19 protein-coding genes, 1 tRNA gene and 2 rRNA genes (1 of these 22 running past the window's edge) are annotated in these 22,715 nt (G+C 62.4%); 10 read left to right on the top strand and 12 right to left on the bottom strand.

Features of this window, described 5'->3' with window-relative positions; all coding sequences use genetic code 11:
* Positions 1 to 130: 130 nt before the first annotated feature.
* Positions 131 to 2,704, bottom strand: a complete 2,574-nt coding sequence (gene bamA, locus ACQR50_RS07060) for an outer membrane protein assembly factor BamA (RefSeq protein ID WP_428970356.1) — start codon at positions 2,702 to 2,704, stop codon at positions 131 to 133.
* Between the two features lie 223 nt (positions 2,705 to 2,927).
* Between bamA and ACQR50_RS07055 the strand changes: the two genes are divergently transcribed.
* The 3 genes from ACQR50_RS07055 to ACQR50_RS07045 all read left to right on the top strand — a co-directional run bounded on the left by ACQR50_RS07055 (position 2,928) and on the right by ACQR50_RS07045 (position 6,510).
* Positions 2,928 to 3,251 (top strand): hypothetical protein, encoded by a 324-nt coding sequence (locus ACQR50_RS07055; protein WP_428970355.1) that lies wholly within the window; start codon positions 2,928 to 2,930, stop codon positions 3,249 to 3,251.
* Complete coding sequence (locus ACQR50_RS07050; RefSeq protein ID WP_428970354.1) at positions 3,248 to 3,448, top strand: hypothetical protein; 201 nt, start codon at positions 3,248 to 3,250, stop codon at positions 3,446 to 3,448. Before ACQR50_RS07055 ends, ACQR50_RS07050 begins: the two co-directional genes overlap by 4 nt.
* Before the next feature lie 317 nt (positions 3,449 to 3,765).
* Entirely contained in the window at positions 3,766 to 6,510 is a 2,745-nt protein-coding gene (locus ACQR50_RS07045) for a TonB-dependent receptor (protein ID WP_428970353.1), read from the top strand.
* 86 nt (positions 6,511 to 6,596) lie between these two features.
* Here ACQR50_RS07045 and ACQR50_RS07040 read toward each other — a convergent pair whose 3' ends face one another.
* Complete coding sequence (locus ACQR50_RS07040) at positions 6,597 to 7,367, bottom strand: winged helix-turn-helix domain-containing protein (protein WP_428970352.1); 771 nt, start codon at positions 7,365 to 7,367, stop codon at positions 6,597 to 6,599.
* Positions 7,368 to 7,466: 99 nt separating this feature from the next.
* Positions 7,467 to 9,749, bottom strand: coding sequence for an ATP-binding protein (locus tag ACQR50_RS07035; RefSeq protein ID WP_428970351.1), 2,283 nt, complete (start codon positions 9,747 to 9,749; stop codon positions 7,467 to 7,469).
* A gap of 230 nt (positions 9,750 to 9,979) precedes the next feature.
* Here ACQR50_RS07035 and ACQR50_RS07030 point away from each other — a divergent pair, with 230 nt between their 5' ends.
* Positions 9,980 to 10,750 carry a response regulator gene (locus ACQR50_RS07030; RefSeq protein WP_428970350.1) on the top strand — a complete coding sequence of 257 codons (771 nt, stop codon included), beginning with the start codon at positions 9,980 to 9,982 and terminating at the stop codon, positions 10,748 to 10,750.
* A gap of 205 nt (positions 10,751 to 10,955) precedes the next feature.
* Here ACQR50_RS07030 and traA read toward each other — a convergent pair whose 3' ends face one another.
* Positions 10,956 to 13,877 carry a Ti-type conjugative transfer relaxase TraA gene (gene traA, locus ACQR50_RS07025; protein WP_428970349.1) on the bottom strand — a complete coding sequence of 974 codons (2,922 nt, stop codon included), beginning with the start codon at positions 13,875 to 13,877 and terminating at the stop codon, positions 10,956 to 10,958.
* 172 nt (positions 13,878 to 14,049) lie between these two features.
* On the opposite strand from traA, the gene ACQR50_RS07020 reads away from it, so the two are divergent.
* Both ACQR50_RS07020 and ACQR50_RS07015 read left to right on the top strand, forming a co-directional pair.
* Positions 14,050 to 14,373 carry a conjugal transfer protein TraD gene (locus tag ACQR50_RS07020; RefSeq protein WP_428970348.1) on the top strand — a complete coding sequence of 108 codons (324 nt, stop codon included), beginning with the start codon at positions 14,050 to 14,052 and terminating at the stop codon, positions 14,371 to 14,373.
* 16 nt (positions 14,374 to 14,389) lie between these two features.
* Entirely contained in the window at positions 14,390 to 14,605 is a 216-nt protein-coding gene (locus tag ACQR50_RS07015; RefSeq protein WP_428970347.1) for a conjugal transfer protein TraD, read from the top strand.
* Positions 14,606 to 14,611: 6 nt separating this feature from the next.
* Here the strand turns inward: ACQR50_RS07015 and ACQR50_RS07010 are convergent, their stop codons facing one another.
* The 3 genes from ACQR50_RS07010 to ACQR50_RS07000 form a co-directional block, all read right to left on the bottom strand.
* Positions 14,612 to 15,511: a HEPN domain-containing protein gene (locus tag ACQR50_RS07010; RefSeq protein WP_428970346.1), complete on the bottom strand. Its 900-nt coding sequence runs from the start codon at positions 15,509 to 15,511 to the stop codon at positions 14,612 to 14,614.
* A gap of 68 nt (positions 15,512 to 15,579) precedes the next feature.
* Positions 15,580 to 15,789, bottom strand: a complete 210-nt coding sequence (locus ACQR50_RS07005) for a sigma factor-like helix-turn-helix DNA-binding protein (RefSeq protein WP_428970345.1) — start codon at positions 15,787 to 15,789, stop codon at positions 15,580 to 15,582.
* Entirely contained in the window at positions 15,786 to 16,688 is a 903-nt protein-coding gene (locus ACQR50_RS07000; RefSeq protein WP_428970344.1) for an ArdC family protein, read from the bottom strand. The genes ACQR50_RS07005 and ACQR50_RS07000 overlap by 4 nt, the downstream gene beginning before the upstream one ends.
* Before the next feature lie 481 nt (positions 16,689 to 17,169).
* Between ACQR50_RS07000 and ACQR50_RS06995 the strand changes: the two genes are divergently transcribed.
* Both ACQR50_RS06995 and ACQR50_RS06990 read left to right on the top strand, forming a co-directional pair.
* Entirely contained in the window at positions 17,170 to 17,382 is a 213-nt protein-coding gene (locus ACQR50_RS06995; protein WP_428970343.1) for a helix-turn-helix transcriptional regulator, read from the top strand.
* Positions 17,383 to 17,508: 126 nt separating this feature from the next.
* A complete protein-coding gene (locus ACQR50_RS06990) occupies positions 17,509 to 18,162 on the top strand; it encodes a PAS domain-containing protein (RefSeq protein ID WP_428970342.1) in 654 nt (217 codons plus the stop codon).
* Here ACQR50_RS06990 and ACQR50_RS06985 read toward each other — a convergent pair.
* Positions 18,133 to 18,300 (bottom strand): hypothetical protein, encoded by a 168-nt coding sequence (locus tag ACQR50_RS06985; RefSeq protein ID WP_428970341.1) that lies wholly within the window; start codon positions 18,298 to 18,300, stop codon positions 18,133 to 18,135. The two genes, ACQR50_RS06990 and ACQR50_RS06985, sit on opposite strands and share 30 nt — an antisense overlap.
* A gap of 565 nt (positions 18,301 to 18,865) precedes the next feature.
* Between ACQR50_RS06985 and ACQR50_RS06980 the strand changes: the two genes are divergently transcribed.
* Together ACQR50_RS06980 and ACQR50_RS06975 are read left to right on the top strand one after the other, a co-directional pair.
* On the top strand, positions 18,866 to 19,450 hold the full coding sequence (locus ACQR50_RS06980; protein ID WP_428970340.1) for a cell wall hydrolase: 585 nt from the start codon (positions 18,866 to 18,868) through the stop codon (positions 19,448 to 19,450).
* Positions 19,451 to 19,644: 194 nt separating this feature from the next.
* Positions 19,645 to 20,157, top strand: coding sequence for a MucR family transcriptional regulator (locus ACQR50_RS06975; protein ID WP_428970339.1), 513 nt, complete (start codon positions 19,645 to 19,647; stop codon positions 20,155 to 20,157).
* A gap of 4 nt (positions 20,158 to 20,161) precedes the next feature.
* Here ACQR50_RS06975 and ACQR50_RS06970 read toward each other — a convergent pair whose 3' ends face one another.
* From ACQR50_RS06970 to ACQR50_RS06955, 4 genes are all read right to left on the bottom strand, one after another.
* Positions 20,162 to 21,418, bottom strand: a complete 1,257-nt coding sequence (locus ACQR50_RS06970) for a tyrosine-type recombinase/integrase (protein WP_428970338.1) — start codon at positions 21,416 to 21,418, stop codon at positions 20,162 to 20,164.
* A 186-nt stretch (positions 21,419 to 21,604) separates the two neighbouring features.
* Positions 21,605 to 21,681 (bottom strand) — tRNA-Met (locus ACQR50_RS06965).
* 56 nt (positions 21,682 to 21,737) lie between these two features.
* A 5S ribosomal RNA gene (gene rrf, locus ACQR50_RS06960) occupies positions 21,738 to 21,852 on the bottom strand.
* Positions 21,853 to 22,020: 168 nt separating this feature from the next.
* A 23S ribosomal RNA gene (locus ACQR50_RS06955) occupies positions 22,021 to 22,715 on the bottom strand (it continues 2,128 nt past the right edge of the window).

Genomic DNA, 22,715 nt, shown 5'->3' with positions numbered 1-22,715 from the left:
CTTCCATGCCGTACCATGACGCCATATGATGTCCGACGAGCCCGCCAAGCGGCGCATGAAGACCCCGCCCTCTTGGTCCGAAGGCGCATAGCCGATCTTTCACGCCCGTCTCGACCCCAAGATAGCGGGTTCAAAACTGTGTGCCGACATTGAACGTGACGAGTTTGGTGTCGTCCCCCGGTTCCTTGATCAGGGCCTTGGCAAGGTCGAGGCGCAATGGACCGAAGGGCGAGTTCCAGTTGATGCCAATACCGACAGACAGACGCGGACTGGCCGAATTGCCTTGATAGCTTTCGGAATAGGTGCCCAGGGAATAGGTATAAGGCGTGCCGGTATCGGTTGTGGTCACCACACCGGCACTCGTCAGATAGAGGAGATTGCCGCTGCTGTCGCGATATTGGCGGGTGGCGGCGGTACATGCCGTCCCGGCCGCATCGGCGGCAGCGCAGGTGTCGATCAGCGTCGGCTTCTTGCCGCCGAACACCGCACCGACATCCATGTACAGAGAAGGGCGCAACCCCATTTCGCGCGCGCCCGATCCCAGCGGCAGTTCAATGTCCAGACGGCCGTGATAATAAGCGGTGCCGCCCAGCGCCGTCTGCGTGTTGCTGCTCGACGTCGTCAGCAGCGTCGCAGGAATGGTGCTCGTATCATAATAGGTGCGCGTGACGCGTGGACCGACCCCGCGAATATCGAAGCCCCGCATCTGCGGATCGCCCAGGTAAAAGCGATCGGTCAGCCGGATATCCTGGCCCAATCCGTCGATATAGCCACCATCGACCGTGGTATTGAGGACGAACCCCTTGCCCAGCGCATGGTAGCGCGAGAAGGTCGCGGTGGTGCGCAGATAGCGGGTGTCACCGCCCAGTCCGGCGAAATCCTGGTTGAAGGCAAAGCGCGTTCCCCCCGTGGGATGCAGCCGGCTGTTGAGACTGTCGAAAATGAGCGAATAACCCGCCGATGAGGTCCAGCGATCACCGATCGCGTCGCAGAGATAATAGCCCGCCAGCGCGGGGTCACAGCTGCCATTGGTGTAATAGGTATCCTTGCTGATCGACAACTGATCGTAGCTGAGCCCGTAACGCCCTGATGCCGACCAATATTCGGTCAACGGCACACCCGCTCGGATTTGAAACCCGGTCGTGACCTGATCGTAGACCGACGTCGTTGTCGATGTCGTGGTGCTATAGCTATTATAGTCGCGACGGAATACGTCGACGCCCAGCGCGACGTTTTGATCGAACAGATAGGGTTCGGTGAAGCCCAGCTCGACGGATTTGGAATAATAGCTGGTGCTGATCGTCGCCCGCAGTTCCTGGCCCTTGCCGCGGAAATTGCGCTGCGTCAGGCCGGCGCTGAAAATGAGTTTTTCCAGGCTGGAATAGCCCGCCGACAGCTGTAGCGAGCCAGTCGACTGTTCCTCGACATTGGTTTCCAGGACGATCCGGTCGGGGGCGGAGCCGGGGTTCTGCTTGATCTCCAGCTTTTCCTGGAAATAGCCGAGCGAATTGATGCGATCCTGGCTGCGGCGGACCTGGAAGCTGTTGAAGGCGTCGCCCTCTGCCACGCGGATTTCGCGGCGGACGACCTTGTCCTGGGTCTGCGTGTTGCCGTTGATGTCGATCCGCTCGACATAGGTGCGCTTGGCCTCGGCGATGTTGAACGTGATCGACATGGTCAGCGTGTCCTTGTCACGCTGGAAGTCGGGGTTCACGTCGGTGAAGGCATAGCCGAACAGCCCCGCCGTCTGGCTGAGGCTGTCGATCGAATCCTCGACCAGCTTGGCATTGTACCAGTCGCCCTTCTTCATGGGCAGCGACTGGGCGAGCTTCTCATTGTCGAAGTCGCGGATCTGGCTGTCGACCTTCACGTCGCCGAATTTGTAGCGCGGACCTTCCTCCACCACATAGGTGATGATGAAGTCCTTCTTGTCCGGGGTCAGCTCGGCCACCGCGCTCGTCACGCGGAAATCGGCATAGCCGTTGGTCAGGTAGAACAGGCGCAGCTTCTGCTGATCGGCGGCCAGGCGATCCTGGTCATAGCTGGTGGCCGAGGACAGGAAGCGGAACCAGCGCGACTGCTTAGTGTACATCGCACCGCGCAGCTCGTCGTCGGAAAACTTCTCGTTGCCGATGATGTTGATCTGGCGGACCTTGGACTTGGGCCCCTCGCTGATCTCGAACACCACATCGACGCGGTTCTGGTCGAGATTGACCATCTTGGGCTCGACCACCGCGCCGAACCGGCCCTGGCGGCGGTACAGCTCGACGATACGCGCCACGTCCTGGCGAACCGCCGTCCGGGTGAAGATCTGTCGCGGCGCGAGCTTGATCTCCTTCTTGATCTTGTCTTCCTTCAGGCGCTTGTTGCCCTCCAGAATGACCCGGTTGATGATCGGGTTCTCGCGCACCCGCAGCACGATGTCGCCGGTCTCCACGCCCGAAATCGAAAAGTCCGCGAACAGCTCCGACGCCTGAAGGTCCTTCAGCGCCTGGTCGAGCGTTTCGGCCGAATAGGGAATGCCCACGCGCAGCTTGGTGTAGGAGAGCACCGTCTCGGGCTCGATGCGCTGCGCGCCCTCGACCCGCAGCGTCTTGATCGTCCGCACCGGCGCCGGTGCGAAGGCTGGTGCGACGACGCCAGGTGCCGACGCCACCTGGACCATGGTCGCAACCAAAAGAGTCAGGTCCGGACCGAGGATCATGCACGCCACTCCATAAACATGGGTCGGCGCTAGGGTGGGCATGTGTCCGGTGGATGTACAAATGTGACAGCCTTGCTGCACGCTTTTGAATACCCGATGGCAAAGAGCGATTGCCCCCCCCTTTTCGTTACAGAGCAGCAGTTAGGCGACATGCGGCGGACATTTGCCGGACACGTTACGCCGGCAATCTGGGCCCTGGACATTCCAGAAAGGACCCCCTCTCATGAATCCGCTGTACAACGCCTTCGGCACGCCAACCCTGCCACGGCCCAAGGAGCCAGCCTTTATCGACAATCCTTTCGCGCCCGAGCTGTTCGCGACGGGCTACGCGGGCATTGCCAATATGGGCGGCAACATCGTGCTGACCCTCGAAAGCGCGCGTTGCGATCATGGTGGCGCGCAACCTGTGGTCGAGCGTGTCGTGGTCGGCCGCATAGCGATGACGGCGGACGCGGCGCATCAGCTGGTAGCGGGGTTGAACGACTTTCTCGCGCAGCAACAGCGCGCCAGCGTCACGCAGATGGCCAAAGGAGCAACCTTTCAATGACCGCCCCCCTGCAAACGCCGCAGACCGGGATCGCGCTGCGCTATACGCTGCCCTTGGGGCAGGGTATCGGCTGCATTGGTCCCCATCGCCCGTTGATGCTGGCCTTCGACGCACGGTCTTTCGCGTGGATGACATCCTATGACCGTTGGTGGCGCAGCCCTCGGACAACGAACGGCGCAACATCGCAGACAGGCTGATCCTGGTCCGTCGTCATAATGGGGGGTATCGCACCCGATCGCCAAGGCGATCGGGTGCGATATTTTGGGAGAACCACTAGCACTGGAAATATACCGCAATTAACGCCAATATTATTTCCTGCCATTTATAAATAGTGCCCCGGCGAACACATGCATTCATACGATATACATTGCAGCATTGATCGAATTGACCACCAGCAAAATCACCTATCATGAACTGTTACGCGCCGATGAAATGGCGTGAACAACAGCATCTGAGGTGATTCATGCGCAGGCGATATTCCTATTACATTTTTGTCTTCACATATCTGGCGTGCATGACTACATCCGCTCACGCGCAGTCGAACGAGGCGGCGCAGAAGGAAGACGGCGAAGTCGTCGTGACGGGATCGCGTATCGCACATCCCGACTTGGAGCAGGCCTCGCCGGTCGCGATCGTCTCCGCCCAGGATTTCGCCCTGTCCGGCCAGGTCAATGTCGAGAACGTCCTGAAGGATCTGCCGCAGCTGGTGCCCAGCCTGGGTGCCTCGTCCAACAATCCCGGCGGTGGCGTGGCGACCGCCGATCTGCGCGGATTGGGCGCGTCGCGTACCCTGGTGCTGGTCAATGGCCGCCGTTACGTGTCCTATGACTCCAGCCAGATCGTCGACCTTAATACCATCCCGGCGGGGCTGATCGACCGGGTGGACATCGTCACCGGCGGCCGCTCGGCCGTTTATGGCTCCGATGCGGTGGCGGGCGTCATCAACTTCTTGATGAAGCAGGATTTCTCGGGCGTGCAGGCCAATGCCGGCTATCGCGTGACCGGCGCAGGCGACGGCGGCACGTTCAACACCAATGTGCTGCTGGGCACCGATTTTGGCGACGGGCGCGGCAATATCACGCTGTACGGCGACTATTCCGAACGCAAGGGCATCCTTCAGTCGCAGCGTGACTATTCACGCCAGGCCTATGTCGATGACGGCAACGGCAGCCTGATTGCCGGGGGTTCGGGCACGATCCCGTCGACGCGGTTCGCGATCGGTGGCGTGAACCGGAAATTCGGTAGCGATGGCAGCCACTCCGCCTATAATTCGGCGACCGACGCCTATAATTATGCGCCCTATAATTATCTCCAGGTCCCCCAGAAGCGCGCACTCCTCAGCGCCCAGGCCCATTACGAGTTCGATGAACACTTCAATCTCTATGGCGAAGCCCAGTTCATCAACAATCGCGTCGACAACCAACTGGCACCGACACCCTTCACCGGCACCGCGCTGATCGATGTCGATTCCTCCTTCCTGTCGGCCAGTTCGCGGGCATTGCTCGCGGCCCGCGACACCGATGGCGACGGTTATGCGTCGGTCGGCATCTATCGCCGCCTGAGCGAGGTGGGCGTCCGTATCTCCAAGAACGACAACACCGCCTATCGCGGTGTGCTGGGCGTCAATGGCGGGATCGGGGGCGATTGGAAATACGACGCCTATTACAGCTATGCCCGCACCCGCTCGGTCGAAACGCAGATCGGCAATGTCTCACGTTCGCGTGTGCTGCAGGCGCTTCACACCGTCTATGACTCCACCGGCAATCTGGTCTGTTCGGATAGCAGCAACGGCTGCGTGCCGCTCAACATCTTCGGCGCGGGCAATATCAGTTCGGCCGCCGCGGCATTCATCACCATTCCCGTGCGCAACGTCTCCACGATCGAGGAACAGGTCGCCAGCGCGTCGATCACCAATTCCAATCTGTTCGACCTGGGCGCGGGGCCGGCGGGGCTGGCCCTGGGCGTCGAATATCGCTCGGAATATGGCAGCTACAATCCCGACACCGCCTTGTCGTCGGGCGACGTGGTCGGCTTCAACGCGGGCCAGGGCCTGTCGGGCGGTTACAACGTCAAGGAAACCTATGCCGAACTCGACGTGCCGCTGCTCGCCGACCGGCCCTTCTTTCACCGGCTGAGCGTCAACGGCGCCTATCGCTATTCCTATTATTCGACTTCCACCAAGTCGGTGAACACCTTCTCGGGCGGGCTGGTATGGTCGCCGATCGCCGATATCAGCCTGCGCGGTCAGTTCGCGGGTGCGGTGCGGGCACCGACGGTCGCCAACCTGTATAGCGGCCAGTCAGAGGGTTATCCGAGCGCAACCGATCCCTGCACCCAGGCGGCGGCGGTGACCAACGCGGCGCTGAACGCGCACTGCGTCGCGACGGGCGTTCCGGCGGATCTGATCGGCACCGCCTATAATGGCGGATCGACCCAGATCCAGACCTATAGCGGCGGCAATGCCAACCTGCATGAGGAGACGTCGAACACCCTGACACTGGGCGCGGTGTTCCAGCCGAGTTTCCTGCGCCGCTTCTCGCTGACCGTCGATTATTACAAGATGCGGATCGACGACTATATCTCGACGGCGGGGACGACCAACATCATCCGCGCCTGTTACGGCGATGCGGCCAATGGCTGGACGCCCTATGATGCCAGCTATTGCTCGCTGCTGCCCCGGAATGCCAACAGCTATGCGATCGAGGGCGTGTCCAATCTTCTCGCCAATACCGGCGGCCTGAAGACCCGGGGTATCGATTTCGAGGCACGCTATTCGGTGCCGCTCGGCTTCGGCGCGTTCGGCGCATCCGACAGCACCCTGTCCTTCCGGTTCAGCGGCACACGGCTGATCGCGTTCGACTTCAACCCGGTCGCGGCGATCCCCGACCTGCAACTCAACTGCGCCGGCAAGTTCGGGTTGAACTGCGGCAATCCCTATTCGAAACTGCGCATTTCGTCGCGGATCACCTGGAACAGCGGACCGATGACGCTTTCCGTCCTTCACCGCTATCTGGCGCCGGTGCGCGACGATGACGACGCCACCGACTATGCGGTGGAACGGATCGGCGCCTATCATTATTTCGACCTGACCGCGTCGTTCGACGTGGCCAAGCGGTTCACCTGGTCGGTCGGCATGAACAACCTGTTCAACCGTCAACCACCGGTGCTGGGGACCAATCAGGAACAGGCGAATACCTATCCCTCGACCTACGATCCCTATGGCCGTACCTTCTTCAGCAGCGTGTCGCTGAAATTCTGATGCGATGAGGGCGAACCCGCGCCCGGCCTGGGGCCGGGGCGGGTTCGGTTCCGCCCGAATACAGGCCGCCGAGCATCACATCGGCATCATCCGGCCCTATGCCAACGCACCTCGGGAAGGAAGAGATAGCCGCGTCCGCGCACGGTCCGGATGACTTCCTCGGTGGATTCCAGCTTTTGGCGGAGGCGACTGATGAGGACGTCCACGCGCCGGTCCTCTCCATCCTGGGCATGGCTGCCGCCCAGCGTGGCTCGGTCCACGACGCGTCGTCCGCTGCCCAAAAGATGTAGCAGAATCGCGAATTCACCCGGCGGCAGAATGACGCTTTCGTTACCCTTGCGATGCAGCACCCGGCGGAGAAGGTCTAACCGCCAATCGAGAAAGAATGCGATCTCGCAAAACCCAACCGCTTGCTCTGCGACCGGGCCATTATGTTCCTCCGCAGGACGCCTGCGACGGATGATCGCCCGCAATCGGGCAATCATCTCTCGCTCGTCGCAATTCACGTCGACATAATCATCCGCCCCCATTTCAAGGATCAGCGCGCGGTCGACGGCGGTCGTGTCCTGACCGATCAGTACGACAGGCCGATCCGGATCATGCCGCAGCGCCTCCAGCATGAAAGACAGGCCGTCATCGATGAAGGCGCCTTGGTCGATCAACAGGAGGTCTTCGCCCCGGGGCCGATCGCGGATAGCTGGCATCGGCCGGTTCTCGTCGCAATCGGATACCCGGCAAGCCATGCCGTATCGCGATATCACGCCGCAGATGGTGTCGAAATGATCCGGTCGATTGGTGGCGATCGTCACGTGATGCAACGCCAAGGCGTCCTTGGAAGCCGAAGCGCGATGGAACATCGGATCTTTCTCCTCTTCATGTCGAGAATGATCCGTGGCGCTTCGGCATGTCTGCCAAATGTCCGTGTGTCTCCGGCATGCGACGAAGTCGATCCGGCGTCAGGCGGCGCGTGTCTCCAAGCCGTAAGCCAGCGGAAGGCGGACACGCGCGATGAAGCCGCTGGGCGAATGGAACAGCTCGACATCGCCGCCATGCGCGCGCGCGATCGATCGGCAGACCGCCAGACCCAGTCCGCTACCCTCGCGGCCCGACGCCTGGGCCGAGGCAGTTCGATAGAATGGCTCGAATGCGCGCTCCACCTCGGCGGGCGGGATTCCTGGGCCCTGATCGATGATATCGGCCATCACCTGATCGTCTTCGACGTGCAAAGCGACCCTGGCTCGGCCGCCGCCATATTTGAGCGCGTTCGTCATCAGATTGTTGAGAACCCGTCGCATGCCCAGCGCGTCGATGTCGACGATCGCCGGCTCGACGCCCACGGTTCGGACGTCGCCGATCAGGGCGGCATCCTCGACGACGTCTTCGACCAGCTCGGCCAGATCACGGCGTTCGCGCGCATTGGGAATCGAGGCGTCCCGCATGAAGGCCAGGACCGACGATATCATCTCCTCCATCTCGATCACCTCGTCCAGCAGATCGTCACGCTGATCGTCGGGAACATCCTCGATCCGGAAACGCAGCCGGGTCAGCGGCGTTCGCAGGTCGTGACTGATCGCGCCGATCATCGCGGTACGGTCATCGACGAAGCTGCGCAGACGGCTTTGCATCTGATTGAAGGCGTGCGCGGCGCGTCCGATCTCCGCCGGTCCGTCGAGCGGCAAGACCGCCGCCCCGGGATCGCGACCCAGCATGTCCGCCGTGCGGGCAAAGGCGTTGAGCGGACCCACGATGCGCCGGGCAAAAGCCCAGGCGATGGGTGCGACGATCAGCAACGACAGCAGGAACCACAGGGCCAGCCGACGCTGCCAGCTGTTCGGGAAGCCCTCCGCGCGCGGCGCCACCGTCATCCAGCGACCATCGGCCTGGCGTATCGCGGCAATGAAATCACCCTCGACAAAGGGTGTGGGCGACCAGCTTTCCACGCCCCTTGAAAGACGCTCGATCGGCACCGGTGTGCCGATCGGCATATCGGACCCAGGGGTGGTGGGACGACGGGTGGTGGCCTCCAGGGGCGTCGTGTCGATAGGCGCTTCGATCTGCGGAACGACCTTGGTCCCGCCGCGTAAGGGTAACGAGAGCGATGGGGCGATGGCCTCCTCCGATCGGCCCGCCGCCGCCTCGCCCAGCGGAGCAATACGGACGGCCTTGGACGGCGTCTCCGGCGCCTTGGGCCAACGGGAAATGGATTGGTTAGGCCAGGGATCGAACGGAACCATGGTATTCGGTGCACGCTGGCGGTCGGCTATGCCCCCCCTCCCCTCCGGCAGCCTGCCCGCGCCCGCTTCGTTCAACATGCCGTCGCGATTGTCCGGCGATCCGCCCTGCCCAGGCACGCCCCGACCCATAGCCCGATCAGTCGGACCATAGACGTGTGGTTCGGCAGCGGGCGACCGGGAGACGGCTTCTCCCCAGATGACGTCGCCATGGGGTCGCCGTCCCGGCATCCCATCCGACCGTGTCGTCGATGGACCACTGGCCGACGGTTCGCTCTGGCCCCGGGGCAGCGGCGCTCGGTCGCGCGGCAGCCCGAACCCGCCGCGGTCTCGACCGAAAACGGCACTACCGCTTGCCCCCTCCCCCATGGTTCCACCGGGAAAGCCTCCTCCCGGCATGGCCGGGGGGCCTTGTGGCATCCCCCCGGGGGCCTGCATCTGGATCGTCATCAACCCGCCAGCACCCAGCCGGGGCAAGTCATCGGTCATGACGAACAGCGCCGCCGGATGCAGTGCGCTTCGATCCGGCCCTCCAGATCCCACCACGGCCAGTGTTGTCCGAACACCGATGCCTGCGTCATGCGCGGCGGTCGGAATCTGCGCAGCATCGGCGGGCAGTTCGCGCGCGGGTGGCAGGGGCTCTACCGTGCCACCAACCGGCAATTGCGTATAGAAGCCCAAAGCAATTTCGTTGATCGGTCGTCCGACCATATGTGCCAGCCGCGCGCGGGCGCCGGGCGACACGAACCATCCGCGCGCCGAGAAATCGGGTGGTCCGGACTGGATGTTGCGATCGAAGATCGTACTTCCGCCCGGTCCGTCGGCCTGCCGCAAGGCCGCGGCAATATCCTCCATGGCATATCGGCGTGGGACGGGAGCGAAGATCACCGACAGAAGCAGCGCGACGATCTGGGCCACGACCAGCGTCCCGAAGGCCAGCCCGAACACCTGGACCAGAATGGGAGGGGCGCGGAAGCTCCAAGCCCATTTGCTACTCGGCTGTCTCACGCCTCGATCCTGCCACCGCAAAGTCTAGCCTGGTGTCGCAATGGAACGACTGCGCCCAATCCCATATCCCGGACGTCGGACTGTTCCCCCATTGGACACTCTTCCCGACTGCCCTCGTGTCATCGTCATGTTGCCGATAAATTTCTACCGCTTGGCCCGCAGGCCGATACGCGCCCGATCGTGAAATAAAACGACATTTTTCGACAATAGCCCCATGGCATCGATGCCCGATGCACGCCAATGTCATCGCCATGGATTTCGCCACCCGGATTCTGATCGTCGACGACGATGACGGCATCCGCGCCCTGATTTCGTCTTTCCTGTCAAAAAACGGATTTCATACCGAAACCGCCCGCAATCCCAAAGAGATGCGAAGCCTGATCGCCGCAAGTCGGCCCGACCTTATCGTACTCGACGTGATGATGCCGGGGGAAGACGGGCTGAGCGCCTTGCGTACCTTGCAGAATCATGATGCCCCACCCGTGATCATGTTGTCGGCGGTGGGCACGGATGTCGACAAGATCATCGGCCTTGAGATTGGCGCAGAAGATTATCTGGCGAAACCATGCAACCCGCGCGAGCTGCTCGCTCGCATTCGGACCGTGTTGCGCCGGCGGGAATTACGGACGGTTCCAGGCCAGGAGGCCCTCCCCCGGGCCGGCGGCCTGATTGCGCGTAACGTCTTGCGCTTCGGGGCGTGGTCGCTCGATGTGGACGCCTTCACACTTTATGATGCAACACGCCGACCCGTTCCGCTGACCGACGGCGAATTTCGTCTGTTGCGGGCGCTGGTGGAACATCCCAGGCGGGTCCTGACCCGCGATCAGCTGCTCGATTTCGCCCGCGGGGCCGACAGCGACAATTTCGACCGCTCGGTCGACGTCCAGATCAGCAGAATCCGACGAAAACTGTCGGCGAGTGGTGTGGAGGAGGGAATAATTCGCACTGTTCGTAACGAGGGCTATATGTTCACGGCGCTCGTCACGCAGGGTGATGCGTAGCGACGGTCGGCTTTTAAGATCGCCTAAATCGTTCTCGAATGGCCGAAATTGGGGCGCGTAGTTGACTGCGGGCGGCGTCTGAACGAACGGCAGCTTACGCACCTCGGCGTCGGAAAGCGGCCAGGCCGCTCTCCACCAGTTTTGACAAAATGCAGACGGTCCGCACTCAGGCATTCCGGGCAGAACGGGCTGCGCATCACTTACGCTACATCCCTATACCAATTCCACGGCTGCGGGTCCGCCCGATCATCTGCTCGAGCTCCCGGCCGATGCTGGCGCCGGTGCTGTTGCCAAGACCCAGCTGCACCTTGCGATTGCGCAAGATGGACTCGACCTGCGGATCGCGCTCCAGACCCTTGGCCATGCCCATCATCCGGTCTGCTAGCCGGTTTGCACGCGTCTCCTCATGATCACGCATTAGCAGACGCCGCTGTCGATCGAGCGCCTGCCAGCGCTGGACAAAGACATCGGCGCGCAAGGGGGGATTGTCGCGCATCTCGGCTTCGAGCTGCATGGCTCGGATCGCTGCTGTTGTGCGTCCCTGTGCGGTCTCCCCGATCAGACGCAGATCACACGCCATGGCCCGTTCGAGATTCTGCGAAGCTTGCGGGGCAAAACTGTCGAGCAACGCCCTGCTGGTTCGAAGCTCGTGTCGCTGCTCCGGTGTGTACGGGGCGCCGATGCTTTGCGCATGCCGCATGGCCTGGACGATGCGGCCATGGCGGGCCACGGCATCGCCAAGCTCGGACGCGCGGGCTTGTGCCGCGATGACAGGCTTGCTCGGCGAGGGCGGCGTGACGGGATCGAGCGACGGCGTTGGAGGCGACCTGCGCAACTGCAGGCCATCGAAGATGTTACGTTTCGCCGCCGGTGTGTCGTGCTGATCGCGGATGTTGCGCCGCTCCGCAAAGGCGCGCGACACCTGGACCGTAGGCTCTCTCGCATAGTCAGAGGCCATGTCCTTGCCTCGCTCGCGCGACAACGTCGCGGCAAGGCGCTCATGATCGGCAAAGTCATCTTGGCCATAGTGGAGATCGACACCGTCACGGTGCCGCGACAGCGCAACATAGGCGGCATGGCGATCAAGCCCCGGCGTCGCCAGCACATGCACCCGGTCGACGGTCATGCCCTGCGCCTTGTGGATGGTGGCGGCATAGCCATGATCGACAGCGGCATAGTCCTTGAGGTCGAAGGACACCGCCGTACCGTTGTCGAGCATCACCGCCATGCGGGTCGCGGTGACGCTTTCAATCCGCCCCAGCGAGCCGTTCTTGACGCCAAGGCTGCGCTCGTTGCGTCCGAACATCACCCGGTCGCCGGCCGCAAAGCGCCGCTCGCCCTTCTCGACCTGCAGGGTGACATCGTCGCCAAGTTCTGCGCGCGCCCGCAGTCGACTACGCGCCGCCTGGTTGAGCAGCGCCACCTCGTCATTGGTGTGGGTGAGGATGATACGGCTGGCACCAGGCTCGGCTTGGCGCTGCCGATCCCAGCGGTCAATCAGATCGACCCGTGCCGCCTCGCGGGTCTCGGCGACATGGATCGCGTCATGCTGTTGGTATGCCGAAAGTGCTTCGCCAGTGCGCTCGGTGGCAAGCTGACGCGTCGCCATGCGCTGCCAATCTTCACGCTGGCGGCGAATGTCGGTGATCTCGATACTGCCATGGCGCTCAGCCACGCTGCGGAAAGCAGCGCCCGCTTCGATCGCCTGGAGCTGTTCGGGGTCGCCGACCAGCACCACCTTGGCGCCGCGCTTCTCGGCTTCGGCTATCACCCGCTCGAGTTGACGCGTGCCGATCATGCCCGCCTCGTCGATGACGAGGATCGACTTGTCGTTGAGCAGTTCACGCCCCTGCTCCCATTGATGCTCGAGGCTGGCGATGGTGCGTGACGCGATGCCCGAGCCAGTTTCGAGATTCTCGGCGGCAATACCCGAGAGTGTCAGACCCTGGACGTGATAACCGGCACTCTCCCAGGCTTCGCGCGCGACGCCGAGCATCGCCGACTTGCCGGTCCCGGCGTAGCCGACGACAACACCCAGACTCCTACCGCTGGTGACATGGTCAAAGGCACTGCGCTGCTCCGGCGACAGGGTCAGCCCACGCATCTCGGCACGCACGAGCGCCAGCTTGCGATGCTGATCACTCAGCCCATGGCGACGACTGGTTTCGAGCTTCACCGTGGCGCGTTCGAGCCGTGCCTCGGTGTCGATCATCTCCCGGCTGGTGAAGCGCTCCTGGCCCCGTCCATCTTTGCCGAGCTTGACCAGTTCCGGGGATGCGCGGACCGCAGCCATCACCTGGTCGAACTGCTCCTTTCCCTCGCTGTGGCGATGGACGAACATCGCCAGGTCGCGGGTGGTGAAGGTTGCCTGAGTCCGCGTGATCGCATCCAAGGCGATGGCCGGGTTGGCGAGGAGCTTCTCGCCATTGGCGCGGGCAATGGCGTGGTGCTCGGCGAGCCGCTCGCTTGTGAGCCCCTGCTCGACCATGCGCGAGGCGGCGGGGCCGATCTTGTGCTGGGGCTCGAGGTCGATGCCTTGCGCGTCGAGGCTGCGGTGATCGACTCGTGCGTCGATGTCCAGTTCGGCCAGCCTGGCGTTGACGTGCTCCGCCCAGCGCTCGCGCCAGGTCTCGAGCAGATCGGTGCGGTTCCAGTCGCGGTTCTTCTTGCCAAAGCCCTCCGCGTTCACTTCGCGCAGGGCCAGCATGACATGGGCATGGGGCTTGGGCTCACCATCGGCACCGATGTCCCAATGCACGTTGAGATCGGCGACCATGCCGCGCGCGACGAACTCGTGGCTGACGAAGTCGCGCGCCAGCCGAATGCCCTCGGCCTGGTCGAGCTCGCGCGGGATGGCGAACTCGACCTCGCGAGCGAGTTGCGCGTCCTGGCGTACCTCCACCGCCTCGACCGCATTCCACAGCGTCGCCCGGTCTCGCCACGCGTCGGGCGCACCATCAGGCAACAGCACTTCGGAATGGACGACGCCGGCCTTGTTGGAGAAGTCGTGATGGCGATCGAGGCGCTGATCGTGCAGCCGCGAGGCGGAGCGATAGGCCGCGGCCGCCAGCGCCGAGGAGCCGTTGGCTCGGCTAATGATCTTGGCGGAGAAATGGTAGATCGCCATGGCGGCGATCCATTTACACCAAACACGCGACGTCGGCACGACGTATAAGCGCGCCCTTCGAAGATTTCATCTGTCTCGGGACGTGTTCGTCCCAAGTTATCCCGGCACATTGTAGCTGATCGAACGCCCCGATAACTGGATCATCCTCGCCGCACAACGGAAGGATAATCCCATGCGCAAACCCCGCGACTATGACGCCGAGCTCAAGGCGCTCGATGACAAGGCCAGACAGCTGAAAACCCGCAAGCGCGAGCAGCTGGGCGAGCTGGTCATTGCGACCGGCGCCGATGCGCTGCCGATCGAGCAACTGGCCGGCGCGCTGCTGCTGGCGGTGGAGGCGACAGATGCAAGCGTGAAGGAGGCGCAGCGGACGCGCGGGGCAGCGTTCTTTCGCGCGAAACCCAGTTCGCGCCAAGGCGCTCGCCGTGACGACAGCGGCCCAGCGACGGACAGCGGTTCTCCGCGCCCGGCTCCAGCTGCGCCGGGCGCGGCATGACGTACGCGAGTGGCAGATGAAACGCCGCGAACGCACCCGCCAGCTGATCGAGTTGGGCGGCCTCGTCGCCAAGGCCGGCCTCATCGAACTGACCGACGATGACCGCGCGCTGATCTACGGCGCGCTTATCGACGTGGCGAGCAGACTCCGGGACGAAGATGGCGATCGCTACCGGTTGATCTGGACGCGGCGTGGACGGCGCGCCTTTGCCGATGATGCGAGCGCAGGCTGATGGATGTCAGGCCTGCGCGAGCCGCTTTTCGCAAGTCTCTTTGACGATCTGCTGGAGCAGCTCGACCCGTTCGGCGAGCCACTCGAGTTCGGCCGGCGTCACCTTGTAATGCGGCGAGTAGCGCGCGTTGACATAGGCCTGCCGCAGCAGCTCGAAACAGCGCTGCGCAAACTTGGTGTCGCGCGGCCAGACGGCGATGAGTTCATGCACGAGCGGCTCGGCCTGGCTGCGCAGGAAGTTCAGTTTGTGCGACTTCGGACTATACAACGTTAGGGTCAGCAACAGGCAATGGTAGAAGCGTTCGGTGGCTTGATGCAGGTCGAACGCCGCGTCATTGAGGTAGCCCTTCTCCATGTAGAAGCGCGCACCCTCAAAACGCTTCGTGGCGCTTGGAAACCACTGCTCGAAGTGCTTCCGAGCCTCGGCCAGCGCCGCTTTCGGATCAAGCGGCTGGGGCGTGACGAAGGGGTAGTCCTCGACCTCATACAGCGCGATGCCCTGCTCGATCGCGTCGATGAAGAACGGCCGCCCTTGGGTCAGCTGATTGTTCACGTCGGCAAGGCTGTGGACGATGAAGCTGACCGGCGCGGAGATGCGCTTCGAGATCGTCACTTCGCGGACGAACTGGTCATCGGCCTTGGCCCAGAACTCGCCCGGCTCGGTCAGCCGTTCGTCGCTGACGACGACGAGGATGTCATAGTCGGATTGGTAGCCGCCGATGGGGTCATCGACCCAGTCGCCGCGCGCGTAGGATCCGTAGAGGATGACCTTGAGGATGCGGCCCTGCCGCCGCCACTTCTGCGTCGACAGCGACGTCGCCTGTTCGAACTCGGCGAACAGCACTTCCACGATCCGGTCGAGATCGCGGCGCTTCTTGTCCGGGAGATGAGCAACGTCGTCGCGCATGACGGTATTCCTAGCGAACCGTTACGGATGCGTACATCCTTTGTACTCCTGGGATGCCGACGCTCGCCTCATGGCGGGGCATCATCCTCCGCTTCCATGAGGGCAACGAGGACGCGCACGATGACCTGCTCGACGTCCTGCGCGGTGCAGCCATGACGCCGCGCCGCTTCGTCATAATCCAGCCCGTCGATCCGCACGCTAGCGAAGATCACACGGTCACCCGGCGGCAGTGCGTTCCAGGCGCGCAAGCGCGCCTGGAATTGCAGGTCCCGCGTCACGACGGCTGCCCCTCATGCCCCGCAAAGCCGAGCAGATAGTCCGCCGCTTTGCTGGCCGCGCTCGCCGCCCGGAAGATGGCCTTGTCGTCGCGGCGCAAGACCTCGAGCCATGAGCCGATGTAGTCGGCATGCCGCACCGTCGGTTTGATCGACAGCGATGCACAGGCAAAGGCGCTCGCCATCTCGGCGACCAGCTCTTCGCGCGCATAATTTGCAGTGCCGAATGCGCCCGTCTGGTCGCGGTCCAGGCGCGTTGGGTGCCCGGTCCAATGCCCCAGTTCGTGCAGCGCGGTACGGTACCAGTTGATCGGCTCGCGGAAGGCCGCGACCGGCGGCACCGCAACATAGTCGCCAGCCGGATGGTAATAGGCCCGGTCTCCGCCGATCCGCACATCCGCGCCGCTGGCGTCGATAAGGGCCGCGACCTCGGGCAGAATTTCGATCTCAGGACGAACCTCCGGCGCTTGCGTCAGCTCTTCGGGCAGGCCTTCACACTGGTCAACGTTGAAGACAGTGAAGCGCTTGAGGAAAGCAATGGTGCGCGCTTCTCGCTCGTCGTCGCGGGCGCTGTCATCCTTGGCTTTCGGCGCGAAGCGATCGGCATAGCAGACGGTCGTGCCGCGCTCGCCCTTGCGGACATTGCCACCCGCTGCCTGCGCTTGGGCGTAGGTCAGCCAGCGTTGTGAACTGTACCCGCCCTCGATGACCCTGGCCCACAGGATCAGAACGTTAATCCCGGAATAGCGCCGCCCGGTCACCCCGTTTGCCGGCATGGTGCAGCCACAGGCTGCGCTGTCCCAGGGCTGCACCCAGGGCAGTCGCCCTTCCTCCAGTTCGGCAATCACACGGGCCGTCACTTCGGCATAAAGGCTCTGACGTTGGTCGATGGTCCTGGACATGATCCACACTCCTTCAAAACCACCGCAGCCCAGCCGGTATGGCGGGGGTGGGCGGCAGGAGCGGACCGACAGTCCCGCCGAATGAGGTGGGCTGCACCCGAAGGGCCGAAACGTACGTGGAGGACCGGCGCAGCCGGTTGCAGCACGCCGCGGCGGGATTACAGGGCCGTGACGCCCACCCTCGCCAGACGCGCCCGGCGCGTACACCAGCGTGGGGGCACCCCGCGCTGTCCGCTGACGGTGCGAAGGCCGCACCGTCACCCGTCAGGGATCGCAACCCGCATGGGCCGAGACGACACGGCTCGGCGCCGCGCCGCGCCAGCGGCGTAGAGCCCGGTCCTGCGGCATCGCAGGAGACGGCAGCACTCTGCTGTCTGAATGTCCCTCGACAGACCAGCCGGGGCCTCGCTCAGACCCTACTACCGATCATGCAAAAGCGGGATCTTGGCGCCTTCACTTCCAAGAGCCGCGAAGCAATGCCATGTCCACCAACGCCGAACGTATCCTGCGTCTAAAGACCGTCCTCGACCAGACCGGCCTCTGCCGATCCACGCTCTACCGTAAGATGGCCAACGGCACCTTTCCGAAGAACGTTCAGCTCAGCACGCGCTGCGTGGGCTGGCGCGCCTCAACCGTCGAGGAATGGCTACGCAACCCGATGTTCTACCACGTCGACGACTGCTCTTCGCAATGAATGGAGATTGGTGTTCCGCGACTAGCGTCACGGTCACCGGCCATACAACATTGTTTATTGACGCAAGAAAAGTTGGCGTGCCACTCTGTTAAGAAGCGGAACGTTCTCAGGCGGGGCTCATCAGATATGCCAACGGCGCATTGCGTCTCCACGACAGATGGCTTCATTCTCGAGGCCGACGCAGGCTTTCTAGAGCTGCTGCGCCGAGACGAGGATGAAGTGATTGGGATGTCCTATAAGGATATCACCTACCCTGACGATTTGGGACGTAGCGAAGCAATGCTTACTTCCTTGATCAAGCGCGCGGCACCCGTCCGATTGCAAAAACGATATGCGCGACCTGACGGCACGACGGTTACGGCCAACGTTTACGTCACCCGCTTCGACAATCCTGACCGCCTCGTCAGCACCCTTTTTTGGAATGAGGAGGGACGCGAGCTTCCACCAGCCAGATTGTGGGAGATGGCGTTAAGGGCGCGACGACTGCGCCAAGTCCGGCAGCAGGAATTCGGCAGCGATGTAGCGATGAGCCCGCTGGGCGACATATTGAATTGCGTTTATCTGGCGGAGGCCGAGGGAAGAGTCGTTGAAATTCTCAATATCTCAGTTGAAACCGGGCTTTCTCTACAGGTAGTGAAGCGGTGGATACGCTACCTAATCAGCCAAGGCGTGATGGAGACATGCTCATCGATTGATGAAAACGTGCAATTCACCCAGCTTGGTCTGCAGAAGATGGAGCGCGTGCTGGCATCAGGCTATGAGATCCCCGCGTCCGATTGATGCTTGCTCGACCATCTCGATAACGCCGGAAAGATGTGCGGCCGCAACCAACAAGCCCTGGTCATCCAGCAGCGTCAAAGCTTCCTTGAGAAGCGCATCGGCCTTTTCGAGCTGATCTCCATCGTTGGCGACTTGCAAGAGTCATCTCCATCGCGTTTTTTCGTATACGCGTGACAGTTTAGTCAATCGATTTACGGCGTAAATGCCAAAATTGTCAGCGCATTAACCATGCTCGGGACGCTATGCCGTCGACCGCCCCCAACCGAATAGCGTCAATCGCTAAACCATCGGAAAGCTTGAGCAGACCGTCACGGCCAGGCCACTGCCAGATAGCTTCGATATGCTTTGAATAGCCGCGGATCATGGCCAACCGCTTCAGCCGAAGCTGACCCGCTGACATGGCTATGATCGGCAAGCCCTTCGGCCTCTCCGTCGCCGGTCGATCGCCTTTGGTCATCTGGACGCGACGGAGGCGAGGATGTCCGCCTGTGACCGTTCGCCGATATTGCAGTGACAGGACTATGAGTCGTACTCTCCGAGAGCATTCGCTGCCGCCCGAGCCACGGTATGTTATGGAGTGAGACCAGCGTGATCGACGCTGCCTTGCACCGCGCGCTGCGCTAGCGTGTCGGTGATGGCATCCCGACGATCCCTATATGCCAAGCGCCGCCCCGCACGACGCGATGTTGCCGCAGAGCGCTGGTTGCTGCTGCTCTTCGTCGTGGCAGCCGTCGCAATCGCCGCTGGCCTTTTGGATACCGTCAGCTTTGCCCCCGAGACGAAGCCGCCCAGGAAGATGACGATAGCGCAGGCCCGCGCCTCGAACGCCAGCGTGCCCATCGTAGCTGCTGCGCGCGTCCGCGCAGCACCCTATCGCTTTCTTGGCGGCCCCGCCGAGCGCGCACAAGCCGTCGACTGCCTGGCTACCGCTGCCCTCTATGAAGTGGGTGACGACCCGCGGGGGCAGCGCGCCGTCATTCAGGTCATTCTCAACCGTGTGCGAGCGCCTGGCTTTCCGCGCACCATTTGCGGCGTTGTCTACCAGGGTTTCGATCGGACCACAGGCTGCCAATTCTCGTTTACCTGCGATGGCTCGATCAAGCGGCGCACGAAACATTTCGGCTGGTCCGCGGCGCGCCATGTTGCAAGCGAAGCACTCGCCGGTCACGTCTTCGCCGATGTTGGCCGCGCCACGCACTATCATGCCGGCTGGATGGTGCCGTATTGGCGCGACACAATGACCAAGGTGGCAAAGGTCGACACCCACCTCTTCTATGTACACCTCTGAGCGGCATCGTTATTTCTGCACCATCATTTTGCATGGTGACGTGATGAAACACATCGGCCATATATCGGAACAAATCGTCGCTTGACGCCGTGTCCTTATTGCTGCTGCAAGGCCGTTGCTGTGACATGGCCGTTTACGGTTCTTCGGAACCGCGCAGCATTTGAACACTTCTGCCACTCCCATCTGGATTAACCATGGCTGACGAAACCATCACCGACACCGCGCATGCGGTCGAGCTTGCCACCGAACTGACCATTGCCTGGCTGGGCAATCCCAACACGCGCATCGACGCCGAGCAGGTCCCGGCCTTTCTGGGCAGCATGCACAGCGCCATCCTGAAGCTGGTTGGCGGCGGCGAGACGGCGGCAGCAGACGCCGTCGACACCACCGAATACACGCCTGCCGTCTCGGTGCGGAAGTCGCTGGCGTCCAAGGATCACATCCTCTCGATGATCGACGGCAAGCCCTACAAGACGCTGCGCCGTCACCTCGCCACCAACGGCCTAACGCCGGAGGAATATCGCGAACGCTATAACCTCAAGGCCGACTATCCGATGGTGTCCGAGACCTATTCGGAAAGCCGCCGAGCGATGGCCAAGAAGATCGGCCTCGGCCGCAAGCCGGGCACCAAGGTCGCGAGCGCAGCCAAGCCCAAGGGCGTGAAGGCCGCGAAGAGCGCCGCGGCAGCGCATCTGTCGGGCGAATAACCGGTCAGGCAGGGCTGGCTTCAAGACAGCCCTGCCTATCACTCTCCACTAGACCCAAGGCGTCATCCACCGCTGGCACGGCGTTCAGATGGCTCTGGATGAACCTGGCCCAATCCGCGAGCATGCGCCGGCGCGGGGAAAGGTAAAGCGCGGCGTTATACGCCCCCCTCACCTCGTCCCGCTCAACATGGGCGAGCGCCATTTCGATCCAGTCGGGCTGGTAGCATTCCGCCTCATTGGCCCAGGTCGAGGCCAGCCCACGAAAACCATGCACCGTCTGGCGGCCGCGATAGCCCATCCGGTAGCAGGCATAGATCATCGTATTCTGCGAGATCGGCTGGTCGGGCTTCTCGCCGGCAAAAACATAGTGCGCCGAGCTATAGACCCGCACCTCGTTGAGCAGCGCGACAACAGCGGGTGCCAGCGGCACGACATGCTCACGCGCCATCTTCATACGCTCGGCGGGCACTCGCCAGACCGGGGAGGCCCCATCGAGATCCTCGAACTCCGCCCAACGGGCATGACGCGTCTCATTGGTGCGCGCCCAGGTGAGCAGCGTGAACAGCAACGCCGCGCGGGTCACCGCGCGACGCCGCGGCGTCTCCTCGCCGTCATAGCCGTCAATCGCCCGGATTAGCGCCGGTAGTTCGCTGCGGCCAATACGCGGCATATGCCGGGTGCGCGGTTTGGGCTTGAGCAGTTGGCCGAGATGCTCGGCCGGATCACGCTCGGCCCAGCCATGCGCGATGGCAAAGCGGTAGATCTGGCTGACATGCTGCTTCAAACGCCGGCTGACGTCGAGCGCGCCGCGCGCCTCGACCCGCCGCACCATCGCCAGCACATCCGTCGGCGTGATGACGGACAATCCAAGCTTGCCGAGTACCGGAAAGGCATCGCGCTCGAGCCGGGTCAGCAGCCGGGTGGCATGCCCGGCATCGAGCGCGTCGAGGCGGTGGCCATGCCATTTGCGCGCCGCTTCCTCGAAGGTCATCTGCGCCCTGGGTTTATTGCCAGCCCCTGGGTCACCCCCCTCGCCCAGCACCACTTTGGCCTTGGCGCGGCGCAGCCGCGCCTCTGCCAACGACACGCCGGGATAAGCACCAAAGGAGAGCAGCTTTTCCTTGCCGCCGTACCGGTACTTCATCCGCCATAGCTTGGAGCCGTTGGGGCGGACGAGAAGATAGAGGCCTTCGCCGTCGGTGAGTTTATAGTCTTTTGCCCGCTTGGTGGCGTAGCGGACTTCGAGCTCCTTGAGGGCCATGGGGGTATCTCCTGCCGAGGCCGGGATGATACCCACGAAAATACCCCCAAAGGCAAATCGACGTCCTGGCATTCAGAGGCCTCGACTGGGACGCGATGAGAGCCGCTGAGCGAGGGCTAACTTGCGGAAAAAAGACACAAAAAATCCGCCCCAGGAAATCCTGAGACGGTTTGGTTGATGGTTGTATGGTTGCGGGGGCAGGATTTGAACCTGCGGCCTTCAGGTTATGAGCCTGACGAGCTACCGGGCTGCTCCACCCCGCGACGCTTTGGAAGGTGGTGAGACGAGTGAATGGGTTTTTGTATTCGCGGGCTGTAATGCCTGGCGACGCCCTACTCTTCCACTGCTTGAGCAGTAGTACCATTGGCGCAGTCGGGTTTCACGGCCGAGTTCGGGATGGGATCGGGTGGGACACCGACGCTATGGCCACCAGGCAATAGAGTCCGCGAATAACAATCCCCATCAAGTGGTATTTGATGGGGTCCCCGAGGAGAGGAGGCCTCGCTTCGGGGAGTGTGGGTATAAAATCGATGCACCTGGCTTGGGGATTATGACCGCACCCTGCCATCGTAGCCCAGGGCTGATGGTGGGGGTGTGGAGCTCTCAAGCGCGAATAGGACAATTAGTATCGGTTAGCTCCATGCGTTACCGCACTTCCACATCCGATCTATCGAGGTCGTGGTCTTCGACCGTCCTGAGAAATCTTATCTTGAGGGAGGCTTCCCGCTTAGATGCTTTCAGCGGTTATCCCGTCCGTACATAGCTACCCTGCTGCGCCGTTGGCACGACGACAGGTACACCAGAGGTACGTTCAACCCGGTCCTCTCGTACTAGGGTCAACTCCTCTCAAATTTCGACGCCCACGGCAGATAGGGACCAAACTGTCTCGCGACGTTCTGAACCCAGCTCACGTACCACTTTAATTGGCGAACAGCCAAACCCTTGGGACCTGCTCCAGCCCCAGGATGTGATGAGCCGACATCGAGGTGCCAAACAACCCCGTCGATATGAGCTCTTGGGGGTTATCAGCCTGTTATCCCCGGCGTACCTTTTATCCGTTGAGCGATGGCCCTTCCACGAGGGACCACCGGATCACTATGACCGACTTTCGTCTCTGCTCGACTTGTCAGTCTCGCAGTCAGGCTGGCTTATGCCATTGCACTCTAACAGCCGGTTTCCAACCGGCCTGAGCCAACCTTCGCGCGCCTCCGTTACTCTTTAGGAGGCGACCGCCCCAGTCAAACTACCCGCCACAGAGGGTCCCTGTACCGGTTTCACGGTACGAGGTTAGACATTA

Origin of the sequence: Sphingomonas sp. Xoc002 (genome assembly GCF_050408055.1) — a bacterium.
Taxonomy (GTDB): Bacteria; Pseudomonadota; Alphaproteobacteria; order Sphingomonadales; family Sphingomonadaceae; genus Sphingomonas; species Sphingomonas yabuuchiae.
The sequence above is the reverse complement of the archived record's forward strand: the minus strand, read 5'-3'. Positions and strand labels throughout refer to the sequence as shown.

What these genes read in the sequence shown, in the direction of transcription:
- ACQR50_RS07050 (WP_428970354.1), top strand. Translation starts at nt 3,248, where the DNA reads ATGACCGCCCCCCTGCAAACGCCGCAGACCGGGATCGCGCTGCGCTAT.
- ACQR50_RS07040 (WP_428970352.1), bottom strand. Translation starts at nt 7,367, where the DNA reads ATGTTCCATCGCGCTTCGGCTTCCAAGGACGCCTTGGCGTTGCATCAC.
- ACQR50_RS07015 (WP_428970347.1), top strand. Translation starts at nt 14,390, where the DNA reads ATGAAACGCCGCGAACGCACCCGCCAGCTGATCGAGTTGGGCGGCCTC.
- bamA (WP_428970356.1), bottom strand. Translation starts at nt 2,704, where the DNA reads ATGATCCTCGGTCCGGACCTGACTCTTTTGGTTGCGACCATGGTCCAG.
- ACQR50_RS07030 (WP_428970350.1), top strand. Translation starts at nt 9,980, where the DNA reads ATGCACGCCAATGTCATCGCCATGGATTTCGCCACCCGGATTCTGATC.
- ACQR50_RS07020 (WP_428970348.1), top strand. Translation starts at nt 14,050, where the DNA reads ATGCGCAAACCCCGCGACTATGACGCCGAGCTCAAGGCGCTCGATGAC.
- traA (WP_428970349.1), bottom strand. Translation starts at nt 13,877, where the DNA reads ATGGCGATCTACCATTTCTCCGCCAAGATCATTAGCCGAGCCAACGGC.
- ACQR50_RS07045 (WP_428970353.1), top strand. Translation starts at nt 3,766, where the DNA reads ATGACTACATCCGCTCACGCGCAGTCGAACGAGGCGGCGCAGAAGGAA.
- ACQR50_RS07055 (WP_428970355.1), top strand. Translation starts at nt 2,928, where the DNA reads ATGAATCCGCTGTACAACGCCTTCGGCACGCCAACCCTGCCACGGCCC.
- ACQR50_RS06995 (WP_428970343.1), top strand. Translation starts at nt 17,170, where the DNA reads ATGTCCACCAACGCCGAACGTATCCTGCGTCTAAAGACCGTCCTCGAC.
- ACQR50_RS06970 (WP_428970338.1), bottom strand. Translation starts at nt 21,418, where the DNA reads ATGGCCCTCAAGGAGCTCGAAGTCCGCTACGCCACCAAGCGGGCAAAA.
- ACQR50_RS06990 (WP_428970342.1), top strand. Translation starts at nt 17,509, where the DNA reads ATGCCAACGGCGCATTGCGTCTCCACGACAGATGGCTTCATTCTCGAG.
- ACQR50_RS07010 (WP_428970346.1), bottom strand. Translation starts at nt 15,511, where the DNA reads ATGCGCGACGACGTTGCTCATCTCCCGGACAAGAAGCGCCGCGATCTC.
- ACQR50_RS06975 (WP_428970339.1), top strand. Translation starts at nt 19,645, where the DNA reads ATGGCTGACGAAACCATCACCGACACCGCGCATGCGGTCGAGCTTGCC.
- ACQR50_RS07000 (WP_428970344.1), bottom strand. Translation starts at nt 16,688, where the DNA reads ATGTCCAGGACCATCGACCAACGTCAGAGCCTTTATGCCGAAGTGACG.